Here is a 17,892-nt window from a genome sequence, read left to right as displayed (position 1 = left end):
CCTCCTCTAATGTGTTAATTTTACATTCAAATAAGTACTTTTTAGTTGTTCTGGTGTCATGTTTTTGGCTAATTCCTTAATTTGTTCATCAACAATATCAATTCTATACCGCCATTGACTACCTATAGAAGAATTAATCCTTTTATCTCCCATACCTCCTATTATTTCTACCTTTCCACCTGCTATCTGGTCAGGGTTGTGAAGTGCAGCTTGAGTATCTAGCCATTCCTTGGCTTTTTTCTTGGCATTTGATAACGTTAATCCTTCTCTTTGTAGTTCATTTACCTTTTGTACATAAGCTTCTTCTCTAGCAGCTTGTTGAGCAGCATTCCCTTCAATAGCTCGCCCCTGTGCTATGTATCTTTCACTATTTTTTAAATACTCATCCACTGTAAGCTCATTCATACCTTTTTCTTGGTCTTTTAATTGTCTCGCAAACTCTTCTGAATCATGTTTTACATTTCTATTAAAGTTCACTTCAATTTCTTTTATTTTAGGTACATCATTTAAATGCTTACCATTACCCGTACCCTTAGCAAGTTGATAAGCGTCATCTTTAGCTACCGTACTTGCCTTTGAAAACTTTCCAACTACTTCTCCAACAGTTGAAGATTCTATATAAGAAAGCTTCATTCCTATTCCAGTATCCTCCGTCCTAATTGCTGCTGGAATAGGAGTATTTTTCATAGCATCTAGTGCATTTTTTTAAGTCTTATTTTCCTTAAGCGATTGTACCACATTATTTCTACGCTAAAACGCAAAAAAGCACTTGTTGCCTTTAATTGACAATCAAGTGCTCTAAGTTCATCTGTTTTATAAGTAACATTAATCCGTCACTATTCTTTTTTCAATAGCCCAACTAAAGTTAGTTGATTTGGATATTTTACATATTTACTCGCTAATAATGCATTCCTTAATTTAACAGAGAATATTTTAAGATTTATTTTGCTCTTCATATTCTTTCATCTCTTCGAATTTTCTTCGCTCATTTTCATTACTCGGTTTCTTCCCTAAATATTTATATTCAAAATAATCCACTCGGTCATTCGGTCCAAAAGTAGATTGATACCATTTAGTATACCCATAATAAATTTTTAATTTCCCCTCAGATGTCACAATCACGTCAAAAGGTTTATAGACTTTGTATCAAAATTTTAAAAACCTTTTATTCAAAACCGATAACAATCCATTCATCTACAAAATCCCAAAAGTGAACATTATATTTAGGCTGACTCTTAGCTGACCAAAAAGTAGCATTGTTATTCTTACAATTTTCATAATCTATAGCTATGTAGCTCCCCATACCATTACTAAAGAATCCAAAAGATGTTTTTAAATTAATCTTTATAGGTTCTTCCAATTCATCTATAATCCCCCACTCTAAGTCATCATCCCCAAAGTAAGTTATAGCTTCTAATGGCATCAATCCCATCGATTCACTTGTGTAATCATAAAATCCATTATGAACATTTTCATAAAAGTCCCTAATAGATTCAGGAATTTCTCTCCATGAAGATTCTAATTCCTCATTATTAAAACTATCTTTAGGATTTCTTCCTTCATAATATAAATCTTCTCCACCTTGATTTTTTATTGTATACAAGATTGAATAGGTGTCCTCACTTATCATCAGTTCAATATCCTCAAGGTATTCTGATAAGTAAGCAATAGTATTAGATAAATTATTATCTACATATTTTTTCCATATACTTAAAATTTTCTTGATTCTCTTTTCTCTATTATGTTCACTAAATACTTCCACCCATAAATCAGGAATTAAAGATGCATTTATATTCTTAAATTCATTTGCATTAATCAATTGAATATCTTCATTATACTCTCTTAATATATCTAACTTAGAACTCATTTTTCCCCATCCTTTTTAATATTATTTTATATTATTCTTTTTTAAAATCATCAATTTGTTTTTGCAATATTCTTTCAAGCTGTTTTTCTCTTGTAATCATCTTGCTCCTAAAGTCAAGACTAACTTCTATCTCATCTGGTGTTCCCTTTTTATAATGTGTCCATTCTTCATACGATTTAGATTGCTTTGAAGTGTTTGCAGATTTACTTAATCCTGTAAAGTTTTCTGGGTTATTTAATACTTCTAACTGTTGTTTTTCTGTTAAATTACCAAAACCATCCATACTTGCAATTCTGTCCATAGACACAATATGATCTGCTTCTAGTGAACCTATAAAAGTTTTTCCAGGAAGAGCCTGATCCTCCGTTTCTATCTTTTTATTGTGGCCTTTATTTACTTGTTTTCTTATTTTTGCTGTCGGTGTTTTTTTTCTTAATGCTTCATATTCTTCATCTGTAATCTTTCTCTCACCGTACCTAGGAGGAATTCCACTATCCCCCGTACCCTTAACCCCACCACTCTCCAAATTCGAGATCTTACTCTGAATACTCGCCTTTGAGGCATCATGGGCTTCTTGGAATTTCCCGCTATAGTTCGTTCCAGATCTAACGACACTTCCATCTGGCATTATTTCTACACCTTTAGCGAATGGGGTTACGGAGTCCACACCTTTTGCCACTAGACCTTTAATGAAGTAGTCCGCATCATTAATCTTATCTACGGTTTTCCAGCCTTGTATTTTTAAATTTTTTAATAGATTATTTTCCTTAAGCGATTGTACCACATTTTTACCCAAATTTGGATTAAAACCAGGCATTCCGTCTTTGAATTTTAATAATTTGGCTAAATCAGCTAATTCACTCGTCCCTTTGAATGCTTTTACTCCTTTTCCTACTGCTCCAACAACTGGGATTGCATCTAATCCGCCAAAAATGATGTTTGCTGTGCGTTCTTCTTGGCTCAATTTCCGGTGTGTTCCCCAGTCTTCTCCGTCGATACCGCTTTTTATTTGTACACCTCCGTATACTACTGCGGCAGCGGCCCCGAGTGGTGGACAAAGGATTGTTGTGATGATGATTCCTACGCCTATTCCTATGTCTCGCACCATTTCTAGTTTTTTCTGTTCATCTTCTATCGATTTGTATTCAAATCCTCGTGTGGATGGGACTACTTTCTTATATTCTTCATAATTTAGTTTTGCATCTGGATTTTGTTTTTTTAGTTCTTTGTATTCCCCTCTCAGTACGTTATCAAATGCAGGTGAATCTCTAAAAATATCTTCTACTGTTATTTTATCTTTCTTCTTCTGTATTGTTTGTGGTACACTTCCGTAGCCTGCATGCGCACCTGGTAATACTGTCGTTGTTGTGGAGCCAATTCGGTTATCTGTTTTGAAACTGAGAATAGATGTATCTCTCATTTTTTGAGCAAATTTATCCATTTCTACTAAAAAAGGTTTATCTATATGTTCAGAGACTAATCGCCCTGCTTCTCCGCAATATTTTTGTAATGTCGAATAGCTATCAAGTAATTCCCCGATTTTTTGCGATTGATCTTTAGGATTAAAATGTATACTACCATCCGAGTCTAAATCTCGTATTCTTCCATCAATTCTTTTTAATGATTCATTTGCTTCCCGTAATTTTATGAGTGCATCTTTTGTAATTCGATTCATACCATCCCCCATGTTTTGCCATGGTTCAGGTCTATATTTCACATCCATCTCGTTTTCATCCCCCCAGCCGTATGGTGATTTCTACAACTTACTTAATATTTCACGTAATTGTTCGTCCTTTTCAAGCATTTCTACACATACATTTCCTACAACTGTCGCTGACCTAGAATAGTGTTCAGCCAATTCTAGTGTTTTGTGTAATATATCAGGATATTTTTCAATTACTCTCATCGCTTCACCTTTTTGATAAAAATCACAGCTTAATAAACTCTCAATATTCGTTCCAATGACGTCTACATGGATTTTATATATATTTTCTAACTTCATTACTATATCAAGTAGTTCTTGAAAATTAACTAATACTTCTTCTCCACCACCAGAACCACTATCTCCCATTGATACTTGCATTATTGAATACCTCCTAACGAGAATTGTCTCGGGTCAATTAACTTTTTATATGGCATTTTTAACACGTCATACAATTTCTTATTAACCGCATAGAGGCTCACCCAGTCATATCGATTACGATCTACATCTATTTGAACGAAATCTTCTCCTTCAGTAAAATATAAGAAACATTCCCATTTTCCTCCTCTATTACTTCGAGGCCTCGTATACGTTTCTATCGCTATAACGTCTTTATTTGATAAATCTTTTTCCTCAAATGTTTGTTGTTCTGCCTCTGTCATTCTCTTTGAGAAAAATGTATCTTCTATTTCCCTCGATTCTCTCAATAAGAAAGGAATGCGTGTTAATAATGAAAAATATACGTCCGGTTTTGGTATGTAGTCGATCTCGTATTTTTTATTTGGTTCTATTTCTGTTAATACAGCCACTCGGTCTTTATCCTCTTTTAAAAAGCCAATTAATACATTATTCATTCTCGTGTATTCATGACAATTTTCATATTCCTTTAATAGTTCAATTATTTGAAAAGCTGCAGGGGTAATTCCATTTTCACTTGTAAGTAGGCCTTTTTCTTTTAAACTCGTAGTTGCTTTCGTGACACATTCTGCATCAAGTAAAATAATTGCGTCACGGTTTGGCAATCCAAATATATCGGTAACCCCAGCTGCACCTGCGAGAACATATAATTCAGCAGGTGCAAAACTCATTTCTTTCCCCATTCTTTTATCCCTCGTTTCTCCATCACAGTTGTTTTATCTCCCTTACTTCCGATTTATCTCCGTACGTTTGAATGCTTTTATCTAACTCTTTCAAAGCTTTCGTATGTCCTTCAAATGCCTCTACCATTTCTGAATTATATTGAATGATCAAATCAAGATAACTTAAAAATGCATCTCTCGTTTTTCCATTCCATTTCGCACCTGTGACATATGCTTTTAAGTCTTTCGCTTGGTTTAAAGAATCCTTCATACCATTTTCAATGTTTTGTGCGTAAGAAATGGCACTTGCAGTGTTACTTCCTATAATTTCAACCTCTTTACCACTCATGTTGGTTCCCTCCATTCTTTGTATGCTTAATGGATAAGTTTTTCAAATTCCTTTTTCTTTTCTTCAAAAGCCTTGGTCGCTGCAGCGTATGCTGACGCTTTCTCTGATTCTGCTTTCGCTTTATATTCCAAATACTTTGCATAAGCTGTACTTTTTGCAGATCCAACATCGCTTAATGCACTTTTAAAATAGGATACTAATGTATGTAATTCTTCATCCTTTTCATGACGTTTTTGTTCAAATTCAACTGCCGGAATTTTATTAGCTTCTAAGCCATTACTTTTACTCTCATACTCTCTCTTCGCTGATTCAGCCTCTTGAATGAATTGCTTTAACTCTCTTTCTTTATCTTTTAAATAATCATGTAAATCATCATACCGATCTCGTTTCCTCGCACTTTCTGTAAAACCAGACGCATTTAAAAAAGCATTGTACAATTCATCTAACATCTTTCTCCCCCTTTAGCACAATAACTATGTAGTTAAATTCGTATATTTAAACATGAATATTCATTACATTAAGAATTAACAAATAATTATTTTTACATATTGCTATTTTATCAAAGGGATTTTAACATTTCCATATTTTATGAATGGCTTTCGCATTTTTCTTCAATAAAGTGAAACTTTAATCAATATGACTATGTATTTATGTGCAGAAATAATAAAAAACACTGCCAAGCGCAGTGTTTTTTATTATTACCTTTTACCCAATTCATTCGTATTAAATCCTTGCTTGAGAGTAAGACCAGTTCTTTCTTATTTCATCAACAACTATTTCTGGATAATCCCAATGAAGCGTACGAGTAGGCTCCCGGACTCGTTTTACTATTCCTTGGGCTGTTTTGTTTCTATATTCATTCCAATATTTTGGCTCAGTCGCTCTTAAAAGAACGATAGAAAAAGGATCTGATATGAATATCAGATCCTTAACTTTAATTTCTTAATACATACATCTTTTTACACGATAACTGGTTCGTACGTGCTCAAATTATCATACTCAGTTTTTACAATACTAGGTGGAATGTTAACACATCCTCAGATTCACCTTTTCTTGTAGCAGTGCATAATGTTTAATAAAATTAAAGCATATTTTTACTTACCAGACTTAATTTTTTCGTTATATTCTTCTAAAGTTAACCCTTTTTCTTTTAGATAAACGGCAACTTCTTTTCCTACATAACGATAGTGCCATGGCTCATACTTAATGCCAGTAATATTCTCTTTATCTTTTGGATAGCGGAGAGTAAACCCATATTCTGCAGCATTCTTATCTAACCATTTGAATGCATCGGTAGTTTCAAATTTTGCATTTAAATCTTCTACAGTATTTTGCCATTCAACTGAAATAATGTCTAACGCTAATCCAGTATGATGTTCACTTGCACCAGGATACTGAAGATATTCCAATGCCTTAGCACTAGCCTCTTTATCCGACAAGCCTTGAGATTTATAGCTTTTAACTGAAGCATCATAATAAGTTTGTTGTAATTTTATAGCTCGATAACCTGATCTTAAATAAAGATTGATTCCCTCTTTTTTTGCAGCTGCTACCATATCCTGATAGGAAGTTGCAATTCTACTATCTATTTTCATATTTGGCTTCGCATTTTGAGTGATACTTGTTAATTCAATTCCTAGTTCCTTTGATAACATATGCTCTCTATTTACAAGGATAATTCTCCAATCATTAACATCAGAGATAGGTAAAACATCTTTTTTCTTCGCATGTATTTCATTTTTATTTTTATCGTTATTATTAGTAGTTCCCTGAGATGTTTGCTTTCCACTACAAGCAGCAAGACTCCATCCCATTGCTAATACCAATGCTAAAATTATAAATTTTTTAATTGTATCTCATTCCCTTTTTGTTTATTAGTCTTTATACCAATTTCCCAACACGTCTCTAGGAATCTCCTTGAAATCCTTCAAAGAAACGGGGCCGACAAATTTTTTAATTCCATGTTTTTTAGAATTTTCATCCGAATAATCTTTTAAAAATTGAATTTTAAATTGTTTCTTACCATCGGCATAGTCGGTTACTGTCGGTACGATTGCCGCTTGTCGTATACCAAAAGTCTTATCTTCATACTTAACAAATTGTACATAAGATAATCCTCCAACTAATGTTTCTAATTTTTCTTGCGCAGAAATAAGATTTCCAAGAGAATAATAGATTAGCGTTTCATGTCCATCTTTATTTTGTTTCCACTCAATTGGTTGAATTACATGTGGATGATTTCCAATTACTACATCTACACCTAAATCTGTTAAATATTGAGCAACTTCTTTTTGTTGCTTTGAAGGTGTTGAGGTATATTCTACTCCCCAATGCACCATAACAATCACCATATCAGAGCTACTCTTTGCCTTTTCCACATCATTTTGTATCGCTTTTTTATCAATTAAATTTAAAGCCCAAGACTTATCAGCTGGAATTTTAATTCCATTCGTACCATATGTATAATTTAGTAACGCAAAACGAATACCATTTTTTGTAATCGTTTTTATTTCATTACGCTCGTTTTTACTCTCATTAATACCTACCGGGATAACATCCGGATATTTCTTCCAGTATTCTCTTGTATTCGCAACACCTTTAATACCCATATCCATAGCGTGATTTGTCGCTTGCGTCACTATATTGAATCCAGTGTCCACTAAAGATTGGCCTACTTCTTCAGGTGTATTGAAAGTCGGATATCCCTGTACTTTTAAATTATTTCCGGCAATCGGAGTCTCCTGGTTCACTATAGCAAGATCACTTGATTTAACAGCTTTTTTGATATTTTCATAAATATAATTATAATCATATGAACCGTCTTTTTGTTTGCCATCTTTAATTACTGCGTCATGATATAAATTATCACCCGTAGCTATTAAATTCACAACCGATTGTACTTTTTTGTCTTCCGTAAAATTAGGAGACTGTTGGATAGGACTTTTATCTACCCAATTCGGTGCTTTTAACGATGTATCTATATTGGATTCAGCCGGTGGTAATGAAGCTTTAGACGTCTTAACATCTGTATTACCACAAGCGGTTAAAAGCACTAAAAAAATAAGACATACTAAAAAAAACTTTTTACTTCTCTGTAAAGTATCTAACATGTGATCCTCTTTTCTGTTTTATTCCTTATAACCAGTTCTAACAAATCATTCTTTAAAACAACGTATTTTGGTTTTACCCTTAATTATGGAAGGACACTCTGTTACACCTGCTTCGGAATATACTAATAATTGTTTTCCGCTTTCTAGCAATCTATCGATTCCATCAGAAGTGATAGGTTACTAGAAAAAGATGATCCATCAGGATGTCGACTAGTTTGATATACCTATTCCAATTGCAATAACTCGTTTAATATTTAAACAAGATAGGAGAATCGTTCATATAGCCTCTTCTCTCGCTTTATGTTTAAGGTGCCTCCAAAAAAGGGATCGTTGCTGTACCCCTTTGCATAGTGCGAAATTTTTGTAACTAATTTCTTTCATTCAAGCGACAAACATTATACCGATAACAATAAGTAAGACCCAAGAACTTATTTTACCAATATACGAAAAAAGTAGCAATCTTTTGTCCCATATAAAGAAGCCCATTAGGCGAAATGAACGAGAGATTCATTCTATTCAATTCCTGCATTGATTAATAAAAAAACAAGCCACCCAACTATTGGATGGCTCTATACTATAAAGAGAATTTGTTATTGGATTACTTCAATTTCCCTTCAAAAACAATCTTCCTACCGCACGGTTCAACTACTGTTTTGCCGTCTTTTTTTACTTCATGAAAGATTGGCTCTTCCATACGACGAGACGGAGCGTAGCCTTCTTGTTCCATACGTGCTAAGCAGTCTGTAATTGTTTCATTTTCAAGTACTTCAAATTTCTTTTTATTAGGTTGTTTTGTCATGCCCTAACCTACTTTCTATTTTTCTTGATGCAAATTGATTTTTCATGTAGACCATATATAACATTGCGAGAATTCCCATTATAATCATAACCGCAATAAAAAAGCTTGTATACTGTATTTTTTCTATAAATACGCCGCCTAATACAGGTCCCATAATACTTCCTAAACTAAAAGCGATTCCGGATAATATATTACCTGCCGGTAGTAAATGTCTCGGTAATAAATCAGTCATAAATCCAAGCCCTAAAGAGAAGCACGATCCAATAACCATACCCGCTAAAAGCATGCAGGCAAAGACGATCCAGTAATATTGATCAAATACGGCGGCAAGTAGAAAAATGCCCGTACTTATGCTAAACGTCCACGTTAATATACGGTCCCTTCCGTATTTATCACTCAATATACCGAGCGGAATTTGTGTAATAATACCCCCAACTGCGAATGCTGGTAATAAGAAGGATACATCTGAAACAGACCACCCTTTACGAAGTGCGTATACTGGTAAGTTACTGTTTAGCATTGCTTCAAGTACGCCATATGCAAGTGGTCCTAGCAGTGCAATCCATCCTAATCCAACAACTTGTTTATAACGAGAAAATGATGATTCACTCTTCGCTTCTCTTTCATCTTGCGCTGGGAATGCATTTTTTGTTGGAAGTAGTAAAAGCCAACCTATTAGACAAAGTATAGTAGATATAATAAATGGCGTTGCAAGACCGTACTGCACAGTGCTTGCTAAATACGGGCCAACGGCAAAACCAATTCCGAAGAATACACCGTATATCGATACTTGTCTCCCTATTTTACTTGGGTCTGATGTTGTCGTGATCCACGTTTGTGTTCCGACATGAAGCATATGATCTCCGACTCCAACTAGAAATCTAAGGATAAACCATACCCAAAACGAAAATGTTTGTGTAAAAAAGAATAATGAAATAATAACGAGAAACCCACCTATAACAATAATCGGCTTCATTCCAAACCTTTGCATCGGTTTTTCAAGAAACGGCGAAATGACTAATATCCCAATGTACAATGCCGTCGCATGAATACCATTAATACTTGAACTAACCCCTTCTTGTTCAAAAATCATTGCAATGGCAGGTAAGAGCATTCCTTGTGATAAACCCGAGATTGCTACAATCCCAACCATAATCCAAAAAGTAAAACGCATTGACATCCCTTTCCCTCTCCTTCTCACGCTTCCACTTTTCATTATAAACTGTTTCTGCAAATGCGTGTACGAATATTCGCAATAAAAAACAAGCTAAAAGAATGAATCTTTTAGCTTGTTACCTTATCCTTCCCAAACTTGTGCTTTCACATTGTTATGAAATTGCTTAAAGTATGGATGTTTATAAAAAGCAGTTTCATATAAGTATTGCTGTGCGTTAGCGATTGGTGGCTGCGGATATTGCATTTGTAAAGGAACTACAGCTGGCGAAACTTGCATATACAGCGGTTTTATCATCATTTTTGTATATGCGTAATGATTATATGGCGAATAAGCGATGAAAAATGGTTGATGCATTGATAATCTCCCCTTTAACATACAAATGTTATAGTATATGCAATACTGTTCATTTCGGGGATTATTTCTGTTCTAACCAATTCTCTACATGTTTTATAAATACATCTAAACAATCAATAAACGGCGAGTGTCCGCAATCTTCTAATACCTTCAACTCTGCATTTGGCAAATGTTTCGCTAATTCCTCACCGACTACTTGCGGAACGACATAATCTCTATCGCCTTGTATGACGAGTGTTGGCGCTTTAATACGATGAATTTGCTTACTTCCCTCTAGAACCCCATTATATTCATCTGAAATATTAAATGTAATGAGCGCATAATTCACATCTACGAAATTACGTTGCGTTAACATATCATCTAAATACTTTTCATAACGGTCCGGTTCAGGTTGGTTATGCGTATATATTAATAGATTCCATACTGTACGGTAATATAGTTTGTTCATATTTTTTATCGCGTCTAATACTGGAGCGATTTGTACTGGATCTTGTGCAATTTCTTCTTTCGTCTTTACTAAACTTGATACAATCGGCTGCCCATTCGTATCTTTTTTAAAGATTGGGTAACCTTTCATTCCTACTGATTCTACTAAAATTAACTTTTCTACAAAAGTTGGGTGGTTCGCTGTAAATTGCATCGCAACGCCACCGCCCATTGACCAGCCCATTAATGAGAATTTCTCTAGCTTTAACTCGTCGATAAATAATTTTACATCTTCTGCAAAGTCTTGTAATGAATCTATCGATTGATTATACGTTGATTGTCCAAACCCTCTTAAATCAAGAGCGTAAATATGGTATTGATCTTGCAACTTTTCAATAACTAAATCCCAATGTTGTGACGATGTCATGTTCCCGTGAATGAGTACAAGAATATCTGTATTTCGCCTTCCAACTTCCTGATATGCAATCGTTTCTCCGTTCGATAGTGAAACAAACTCCATTGTTGCAGGCTTAATCATCACAAGTTCCCCCATTCTATTTAATAGAAAGAAAATTCTTTACTTAATTAAAGAATAGCACGTAGAATGTACGTTCGCAACATAAAACCTATAAGAATTTTTTACATAAATCAACATGTCTATTACTAGACAATTATTATAAAAAAGTATATAGTTAGCTAGGTAACTAATTTGAAAGGATCAAAATACATGGACGAAAAACAACATTTTTTTCACATCGTCAGCCAGACTTCTCGAAAGTTTACGAAGAAATTTAATGAACGTGTATCTCCAACAGGGTTATTTAGTGCGCAATGGGCTGTTATTTTCCGCATTAATCAAACTGGTTCTTGTACGCAAACAGAATTGTGCCAGTATTTAAATGTTGAATCACCAACGATGACTCGTACGTTAACACGTATGGAAACGATGGGATGGATTATTCGTACAGAAGGTAAAGATCGCCGTGAGAAGCTCATTTCTTTATCCGAAACAGCGATAAAGATGATTCCAATATGGCAAGAAGAAGTTGATACTTTCGAAGAAAAAACGCTAGAAGGTATTAACGAAGATGATTTACATCAAGCATTTCAAGTGTTACAACAAATTATTAAAAATTTAGATTAAATTGGAGGGATGACGATGCAAAGTGAGAAACTTTGGACGAAGGATTTCCTCGGAACTTGTTTTAGTAGTCTATTTCTCTTCTTAACATTTTACATGCTTATGACTACTCTGCCTGTCTATGTAATAGACGGCCTAAAAGGAAAACCTGAGGAAATTGGTTTAGTTGCAACTGTGTTTCTTATTTCTTCTGTTTTATGTAGACCATTCACAGGAAAATGGCTCGATGATTTAGGAAGAAAGAAAATATTATTTATTTCACTTTCATTATTTTTAGCCGCTACTGTTATGTATTTCGGTGCGCAAAGTTTATTCTTATTACTTGCCCTTCGCTTCTTACACGGTATTGGGTTCGGGATGGCAACGACAGCTACTGGTACGATCGTAACTGATGTTGCGCCAGCTCATCGACGAGGCGAAGCACTTGCATATTTCGGCGTATTTATGAGTCTGCCGATGGTAATTGGTCCTTTTTTAGGTTTAACAATTATTTCTCATTTTTCGTTTACTGTGTTATTTATCGTTTGTTCCGTATTTTCATTACTTGCATTTTTATTAGGACTACTTGTAGATATTCCACACGAAGCACCTGTTAGCAAACAAAAACGTGAAAAAATGAAATGGAAAGACTTAATCGAACCATCTTCTATTCCAATTGCACTTACAGGATTTGTTTTAGCCTTTTCTTATAGTGGTATTTTATCCTTTATTCCTATTTATGCGAAAGAACTCGGTTTAAGTGAAATTGCAAGTTACTTCTTTATTTTATACGCACTTGTTGTTGTCATTTCTCGTCCATTTACAGGAAAGATTTTTGATCGCTTCGGTGAAAATGTACTCGTTTACCCTGCTATCATTATTTTCACAATCGGAATGTTCATATTAAGCCAAGCACAAACTTCATTTTGGTTCCTTGGCGCAGGTATGCTAATCGGTTTAGGTTACGGAACATTAATTCCGAGTTTCCAAACGATTGCGATTTCTGCCGCTCCAAACCATAGACGTGGTTCTGCGACAGCTACGTATTTCTCATTCTTTGATAGTGGTATTGGCTTTGGTTCTTTCATTTTAGGTATTGTCGCAGCGAAATCCAGTTATCATAATATGTATTTTATCGCAGCTATTATCGTTGCGTTCACTTTACTTTTATATTATGGATTACACGGACGAAAACAAAAATTCAAGAAACAACCTACAGACGGAAAAATTTCCGCTTAACGTTAATAAGGAAAGTAAACTTCCCCGTTTACTTTCCTTATTTTGTATTTCTTTCAAGACGAGCGTATACTTATAGTAGAAATAAAAAGGAGGGCCATATATGAAACTAAAAAAATCTCCCCTACTCTTACTTATACTAACATTCATATTTGTAATTACAGGGCTTGGGTTTACTTACTTCAAACAAAATAAAACGACCCCATCAAAACATAATGTGACAAAAGAAAACTGGTTAAATGACCCTTACTTACGTTGGTCATATACCCATATGAAAGAATTCACTTTAGTTAATAACGTAAAAAACAATCCTGACCAAATTGCTCACTTCCCTTCCGCATTGCAAAACTTAGACGATTTTGCTGTGGAGCGTAGATTCGGAAATACAACTCCTCTAAAAAAACTTTTAGACGATAACAAAACAGATGCTTTTGTCGTTGTACATAATGGACAACTTGTTTACGAACGATATTTCAATGGGTATAAACAGAATGAACCTCATGGTATGGCATCATTAGCAAAAGTCTTTACCGGGGCAATTATACAATCTCTCGCTGAAGAAAAACGTATTGACTTAGAAAAAACAGCTGACACTTACATAAAAGAATTAAAAAACACACCGTTCGGTAATGCCACACTTCAGCAATTAATGGACATGCAAGTGTCAGCAGAATACCCGACCCACGGGTATGAGCAGCCTGGGCTAGAAAATCAAGATGCACAATTATATTTAGCTAGCAATATTTTACCCCGCGGCAAAAACTACGACGGTCCGATGAAAATTTATGATATGTTACGAGAAGCCGAAGAAACTGCACCGCCTGGTTCTTCCTTTTCTTACAATAACGGATCAACAGAAACGCTCGCTTGGATTATTAGAACTATTACTGGTAAATCACTAGCTGAAAATGTAAGTGAACGAATTTGGTCTCAAATTGGTATGGAAGAAAACGCGTATTACGTTACAGATGAAACAAAAGTAGAACAAGCTAGTGCTGGATTAAATGCAACTGCTAGAGATATGGCGAGATTCGGGCAATTACTATTAAACAACGGGGAATATAATGGAAAACAAATTCTCCCTTCTTCTATTACTGAAGATATAAAAAATGTCCAAGAAGGTGAACTTGCAATTGGCCCTGGAGCTTCCATTTCTTATCATAATCAATGGTGGATTCCGCACAATGAACAAGGTGCTTTTGAAGTGTTAGGTAGTTACGGACAAACACTTTACATCGATCCGAAAGCAAATATGGTAATCGTTCATTTCTCTTCTAACGCAACGCCAAGTAATGAAATACATTCGGTTTATTCAAATATGTATATTGATATTGCACATTATTTAGAAAAGCTTCCACAGTAGTGGAAGCTTTTTCTTGTTGGGATATTTTATTTATACTCCTACATATTAGAAGATACTGAAAGAATAACTGCTTAAAATACGCCTATCAAAATTTATATAAGCAGTTTACATGTTTAATTAAGTGTTTAACTAATACATCCACACCTTTTGGAGAATTCGTTAAAACACTTCCCTTACAAAGATTGTCTGTTCATATTGGTCGAAAATTTCTTCTATAGATGAAAATAAAGTTTCTTCCGGGATGATGAACTTTATTTTTTGACCATTTTTTAACATAAAGGAAATTGTTCCATTATCATTAAAACCTGTATGAAACGTTCCTCGTTTATTTAATACTACCTCTTCAATTGTATTTATTTCAATTGAAAAGTTATTCTTTAATTGCAAGAGTTCATGTACATCGCCAGTATGTATTTTTGTATCTATTTCAGTTTCTAAGTTTAATTGTTTTTTCTCAATTTTTTTGAACCAGAACAAAAAACAATAGCTCTGAAATACCAGGTAATTGTTTTTTATAAGCATGTCGACTATGAAACTGTCCGCCAATCTTTATAAAATATATACAGTCACCTGTAATAAAAACTTTATAATACATATCTGCCGTAAACATTTTAGGCTTTAAAAGATAAAAACTTTTGATCATAATTCCCCCATCAATTTTAAATGTATTTGTATAAACATTTTTAGCTAGATTTATGCTAAAACATATTTCTCATGTAATACAACACTATTGTATTGAATCTCCTCTCCCTTTGCAACCGTTGCTTTGAAGCCAGCTAGTAACCTTTCTCTATACTATCCCTATAAGTGCTACCCCATTTCCAACCGTTTTCTTCTAGTATATTAAAAGCAGAATCTGATACAAGGCTCTATATCAACCTATCAATAAATTATCATCCTATAAATATCTGAATTTTCTTTATATTAGAGGTTATCTCCTAAACAACCTCGAATAATTGTAATACATATACATAAGGAGGCTGATCTGTTTTGTTTCGTTCCTTTACAAATGGTTGCGTCGCCTTAGTGCAACGCTTCTTGCCAGAACCGTTTATTTTATCATGTTTACTAACTGTTTTTGTTATCTTCTTTGGTATGTTTGCGACTCACCAAACCCCTGTAGAAATGATTAATCACTGGGGTAATGGAATTTGGGGACTCCTCGCCTTTTCTATGCAAATGGCACTTGTACTCGTGACTGGATCTGCTTTAGCAAATGCTCCTCTTATTAAAAAGGGATTAACGAAAGCTGCCAGACTACCAAAAACGAATGGACAAGGCATTATTGCCATTTCAATTGTAAGTTTACTTGGTGCATACATAAACTGGGGCTTTGGAATTGTTGTATCTGTTTTATACGCAAAAGAAGTGGCAAGGCAGCTGGACGGATTAGATTATAGACTAGCAATCGCCTCTTCTTACTCTGGGTTTCTCATTTGGCATGCCGGTCTTTCTGCCTCTATCCCTCTTACGTTAGCAACAGGCGGTGAAACGTTAATTAAAACGACTGCTGGAAGTATTAAAGAGGCGATTCCAATAACAGAAACGTTATTCTCACCATACGCTCTCGTTCCAGTTATTATTTTTCTCGTTACGATGCCTCTCATTAATAAAGCGATGCATCCAGATGAAAAACATACGATTACAGTAGATCCTAGCGTGTTCCATGAAGAAGCTGCTGCTCAAGAAGTAGAAAAAAATACGTTCGCTGAAAAGATGGAAAATAGCATTATTATTACACTTTGCGTTGGATTGTTAGGTCTCATTTATATTTTCAATTACTTTTATACGAAAGGTTTTAACCTTACTCTCGATATCGTGATTTTTATGTTATTAATTGCAGGTCTTATTTTCCACCGTACTCCGATTCAGTATATTCGCGCTTTTTCAGACTCTACGAAAAGTGCTTCTGGCATTTTACTTCAATTTCCGTTTTACGCAGGAATTATGGGCATGATGATTGGAGCAAATAGTGAAGGACTTTCACTTGGAGGAGCTATTTCTAATTTCTTTATTAGCATTTCAAATGAAACGACTTTTCCGCTCTTTACATTTTTAAGTGCTGGCATTGTTAACATTTTCGTTCCATCTGGCGGCGGTCAATGGGCTGTGCAAGCACCAATTATGATTCCAGCTGGCGCTGAACTTGGTGTACCTGCTGCAAAAACAGCAATGGCAATTGCATGGGGCGATGCTTGGACGAATTTAATTCAACCTTTCTGGGCATTACCAGCATTAGCGATAGCTGGTTTAGGTGCTCGTGACATTATGGGATTTTGTGTTGTGAACTTACTATATGCGGGTTTTATCATTAGTCTATGTTTCTTATTTATTTAAACAAAAAGCTAGTTTTATACTAGCTTTTTTACATAATAAATCACTTATTTCCCATGCAATTTATAATCTTCTTCCACTCTACCTCCGTAAGATGTAATGACTCAAATGCAAAAAAATCTTCACACACTTTTTCAATTAAATGTGGATTTTCCCTCAAAAAATTCCACTGTAATACTTTAGGAAGAAAATGCATTTCATATTCTTTACTTCCCTGTACTACCTCATCTACTTCTCTTTCACAAATTCCTCTTATCAAGTAGTCATTTCTTAACTCTATTTGAATTTGCTGAAATGTTTTACTACATTTTTTCAATTGAAGTAAACACGTAACATACTTCCGAAAAAGTTCGCCATCATACTGAACACAGTTTATAATACGGTCGACTTCATTCATAATGTACGAGCCTTTTCTTCTATTTGTAATAACCATTTTTCACGCTTTGATACTTTACTCGTTTTCACAGATTGAAACACTGAACGTTTTATATCGCGAATGCCACAAAAATGTAAAACACCTCTCTTCATCATAATCCAATCTGCTGATCGATATAATAGTGCGACGTACCATAGGGGCGAGTCTAACTTATTAATAACCCATGCTTTTTTCCCTTGCAATAATCCTTTCGGCAGAGCCCCTTCATATTTATAAGCAAATCCAGCTACGAAAATACGATCGATAAATCCTTTTAAAATCGCTGGCATCCCCCACCACCATATTGGATAGATGAATAAAAGTGTATCTACTTCTTCTACTAACGTTCTGTACCGAGCTGTTTCTTCTTCATTTACTAAATCACGTCTTTTCTTCTCTTCATTAAATACGAGGACTGGATCAAATGGTTCTTTGTATAAATCAAGCAGCGTAACTGAATGATTTGTTTCCGGTAGTCCTTTTTGCACATGATTGAAAATCGCCGCGTTAAAACTTGAAGGATTAGGATGAGCGTATACAATTAGTACGTTCACTACATAA

At 34.7% G+C, this 17,892-nt stretch carries 20 protein-coding genes and 1 pseudogene; 4 read left to right on the top strand and 17 right to left on the bottom strand.

Annotation, left to right across the window (positions count from 1 at the left end):
* Positions 1-6: 6 nt before the first annotated feature.
* The 14 genes and pseudogenes from ES895_RS24895 to phaZ all read right to left on the bottom strand — a co-directional run bounded on the left by ES895_RS24895 (position 7) and on the right by phaZ (position 11,401).
* A complete protein-coding gene (locus ES895_RS24895; protein WP_033685803.1) occupies positions 7-477 on the bottom strand; it encodes a polymorphic toxin type 15 domain-containing protein in 471 nt (156 codons plus the stop codon).
* Between the two features lie 456 nt (positions 478-933).
* A pseudogene (locus tag ES895_RS24890) lies at positions 934-1,128 on the bottom strand (immunity protein YezG family protein); the annotation flags it as partial.
* Positions 1,129-1,165: 37 nt separating this feature from the next.
* Positions 1,166-1,867, bottom strand: coding sequence for an SMI1/KNR4 family protein (locus tag ES895_RS24885; protein ID WP_000095661.1), 702 nt, complete (start codon positions 1,865-1,867; stop codon positions 1,166-1,168).
* A 31-nt stretch (positions 1,868-1,898) separates the two neighbouring features.
* Complete coding sequence (locus ES895_RS24880; protein WP_135238724.1) at positions 1,899-3,590, bottom strand: hypothetical protein; 1,692 nt, start codon at positions 3,588-3,590, stop codon at positions 1,899-1,901.
* A 33-nt stretch (positions 3,591-3,623) separates the two neighbouring features.
* Positions 3,624-3,950 (bottom strand): hypothetical protein, encoded by a 327-nt coding sequence (locus tag ES895_RS24875; protein ID WP_001198201.1) that lies wholly within the window; start codon positions 3,948-3,950, stop codon positions 3,624-3,626.
* Positions 3,950-4,669 carry a DUF5081 family protein gene (locus tag ES895_RS24870; protein WP_135238723.1) on the bottom strand — a complete coding sequence of 240 codons (720 nt, stop codon included), beginning with the start codon at positions 4,667-4,669 and terminating at the stop codon, positions 3,950-3,952. Before ES895_RS24870 ends, ES895_RS24875 begins: the two co-directional genes overlap by 1 nt.
* 22 nt (positions 4,670-4,691) lie before the next feature.
* Positions 4,692-4,997: a WXG100 family type VII secretion target gene (locus ES895_RS24865; RefSeq protein WP_000014537.1), complete on the bottom strand. Its 306-nt coding sequence runs from the start codon at positions 4,995-4,997 to the stop codon at positions 4,692-4,694.
* 26 nt (positions 4,998-5,023) lie between these two features.
* On the bottom strand, positions 5,024-5,446 hold the full coding sequence (locus ES895_RS24860; RefSeq protein WP_000883470.1) for a hypothetical protein: 423 nt from the start codon (positions 5,444-5,446) through the stop codon (positions 5,024-5,026).
* Between the two features lie 645 nt (positions 5,447-6,091).
* Entirely contained in the window at positions 6,092-6,823 is a 732-nt protein-coding gene (locus ES895_RS24855; RefSeq protein ID WP_277680610.1) for a M15 family metallopeptidase, read from the bottom strand.
* A 48-nt stretch (positions 6,824-6,871) separates the two neighbouring features.
* The gene (locus ES895_RS24850) at positions 6,872-8,107 is read right to left on the bottom strand and encodes a CapA family protein (protein WP_000887599.1); all 1,236 of its coding nucleotides are present in this window, start codon (positions 8,105-8,107) and stop codon (positions 6,872-6,874) included.
* 598 nt (positions 8,108-8,705) lie between these two features.
* Entirely contained in the window at positions 8,706-8,906 is a 201-nt protein-coding gene (locus tag ES895_RS24845; RefSeq protein ID WP_000166303.1) for an NETI motif-containing protein, read from the bottom strand.
* A complete protein-coding gene (locus ES895_RS24840; RefSeq protein ID WP_000062796.1) occupies positions 8,890-10,086 on the bottom strand; it encodes an MFS transporter in 1,197 nt (398 codons plus the stop codon). The genes ES895_RS24845 and ES895_RS24840 overlap by 17 nt, the downstream gene beginning before the upstream one ends.
* Positions 10,087-10,203: 117 nt before the next feature.
* Positions 10,204-10,437, bottom strand: a complete 234-nt coding sequence (locus ES895_RS24835; protein ID WP_000554159.1) for a hypothetical protein — start codon at positions 10,435-10,437, stop codon at positions 10,204-10,206.
* A 61-nt stretch (positions 10,438-10,498) separates the two neighbouring features.
* Positions 10,499-11,401, bottom strand: coding sequence for an intracellular short-chain-length polyhydroxyalkanoate depolymerase (gene phaZ / locus ES895_RS24830; protein ID WP_098508892.1), 903 nt, complete (start codon positions 11,399-11,401; stop codon positions 10,499-10,501).
* Positions 11,402-11,590: 189 nt separating this feature from the next.
* Between phaZ and ES895_RS24825 the strand changes: the two genes are divergently transcribed.
* The 3 genes from ES895_RS24825 (at position 11,591) to ES895_RS24815 (ending at position 14,582) form a co-directional block, all read left to right on the top strand.
* Positions 11,591-12,007, top strand: a complete 417-nt coding sequence (locus ES895_RS24825; protein WP_000343675.1) for a MarR family winged helix-turn-helix transcriptional regulator — start codon at positions 11,591-11,593, stop codon at positions 12,005-12,007.
* A gap of 15 nt (positions 12,008-12,022) precedes the next feature.
* Positions 12,023-13,222 (top strand): MFS transporter, encoded by a 1,200-nt coding sequence (locus ES895_RS24820; protein ID WP_001190318.1) that lies wholly within the window; start codon positions 12,023-12,025, stop codon positions 13,220-13,222.
* A gap of 100 nt (positions 13,223-13,322) precedes the next feature.
* Positions 13,323-14,582, top strand: coding sequence for a serine hydrolase domain-containing protein (locus ES895_RS24815; RefSeq protein WP_000768751.1), 1,260 nt, complete (start codon positions 13,323-13,325; stop codon positions 14,580-14,582).
* A 159-nt stretch (positions 14,583-14,741) separates the two neighbouring features.
* Here the strand turns inward: ES895_RS24815 and ES895_RS24810 are convergent, their stop codons facing one another.
* Positions 14,742-15,059 (bottom strand): hypothetical protein, encoded by a 318-nt coding sequence (locus tag ES895_RS24810; protein ID WP_135238721.1) that lies wholly within the window; start codon positions 15,057-15,059, stop codon positions 14,742-14,744.
* Between the two features lie 513 nt (positions 15,060-15,572).
* On the opposite strand from ES895_RS24810, the gene ES895_RS24800 reads away from it, so the two are divergent.
* Positions 15,573-16,919: a short-chain fatty acid transporter gene (locus ES895_RS24800; RefSeq protein ID WP_000490013.1), complete on the top strand. Its 1,347-nt coding sequence runs from the start codon at positions 15,573-15,575 to the stop codon at positions 16,917-16,919.
* A gap of 40 nt (positions 16,920-16,959) precedes the next feature.
* Here the strand turns inward: ES895_RS24800 and ES895_RS24795 are convergent, their stop codons facing one another.
* Both ES895_RS24795 and ES895_RS24790 read right to left on the bottom strand, forming a co-directional pair.
* Positions 16,960-17,313: a hypothetical protein gene (locus tag ES895_RS24795; protein ID WP_001006481.1), complete on the bottom strand. Its 354-nt coding sequence runs from the start codon at positions 17,311-17,313 to the stop codon at positions 16,960-16,962.
* On the bottom strand, positions 17,310-17,885 hold the full coding sequence (locus tag ES895_RS24790; protein ID WP_001101649.1) for an NAD(P)H-dependent oxidoreductase: 576 nt from the start codon (positions 17,883-17,885) through the stop codon (positions 17,310-17,312). The genes ES895_RS24795 and ES895_RS24790 overlap by 4 nt, the downstream gene beginning before the upstream one ends.
* Between the last annotated feature and the right edge of the window lie 7 nt (positions 17,886-17,892).

This window comes from Bacillus sp. 007/AIA-02/001 (assembly GCF_004634455.1).
GTDB classification, from domain to species: domain Bacteria; phylum Bacillota; class Bacilli; order Bacillales; family Bacillaceae_G; genus Bacillus_A; species Bacillus_A cereus.
Note: the sequence above shows the minus strand (reverse complement) of the source record. Positions and strands in the feature narration are given on the sequence as shown.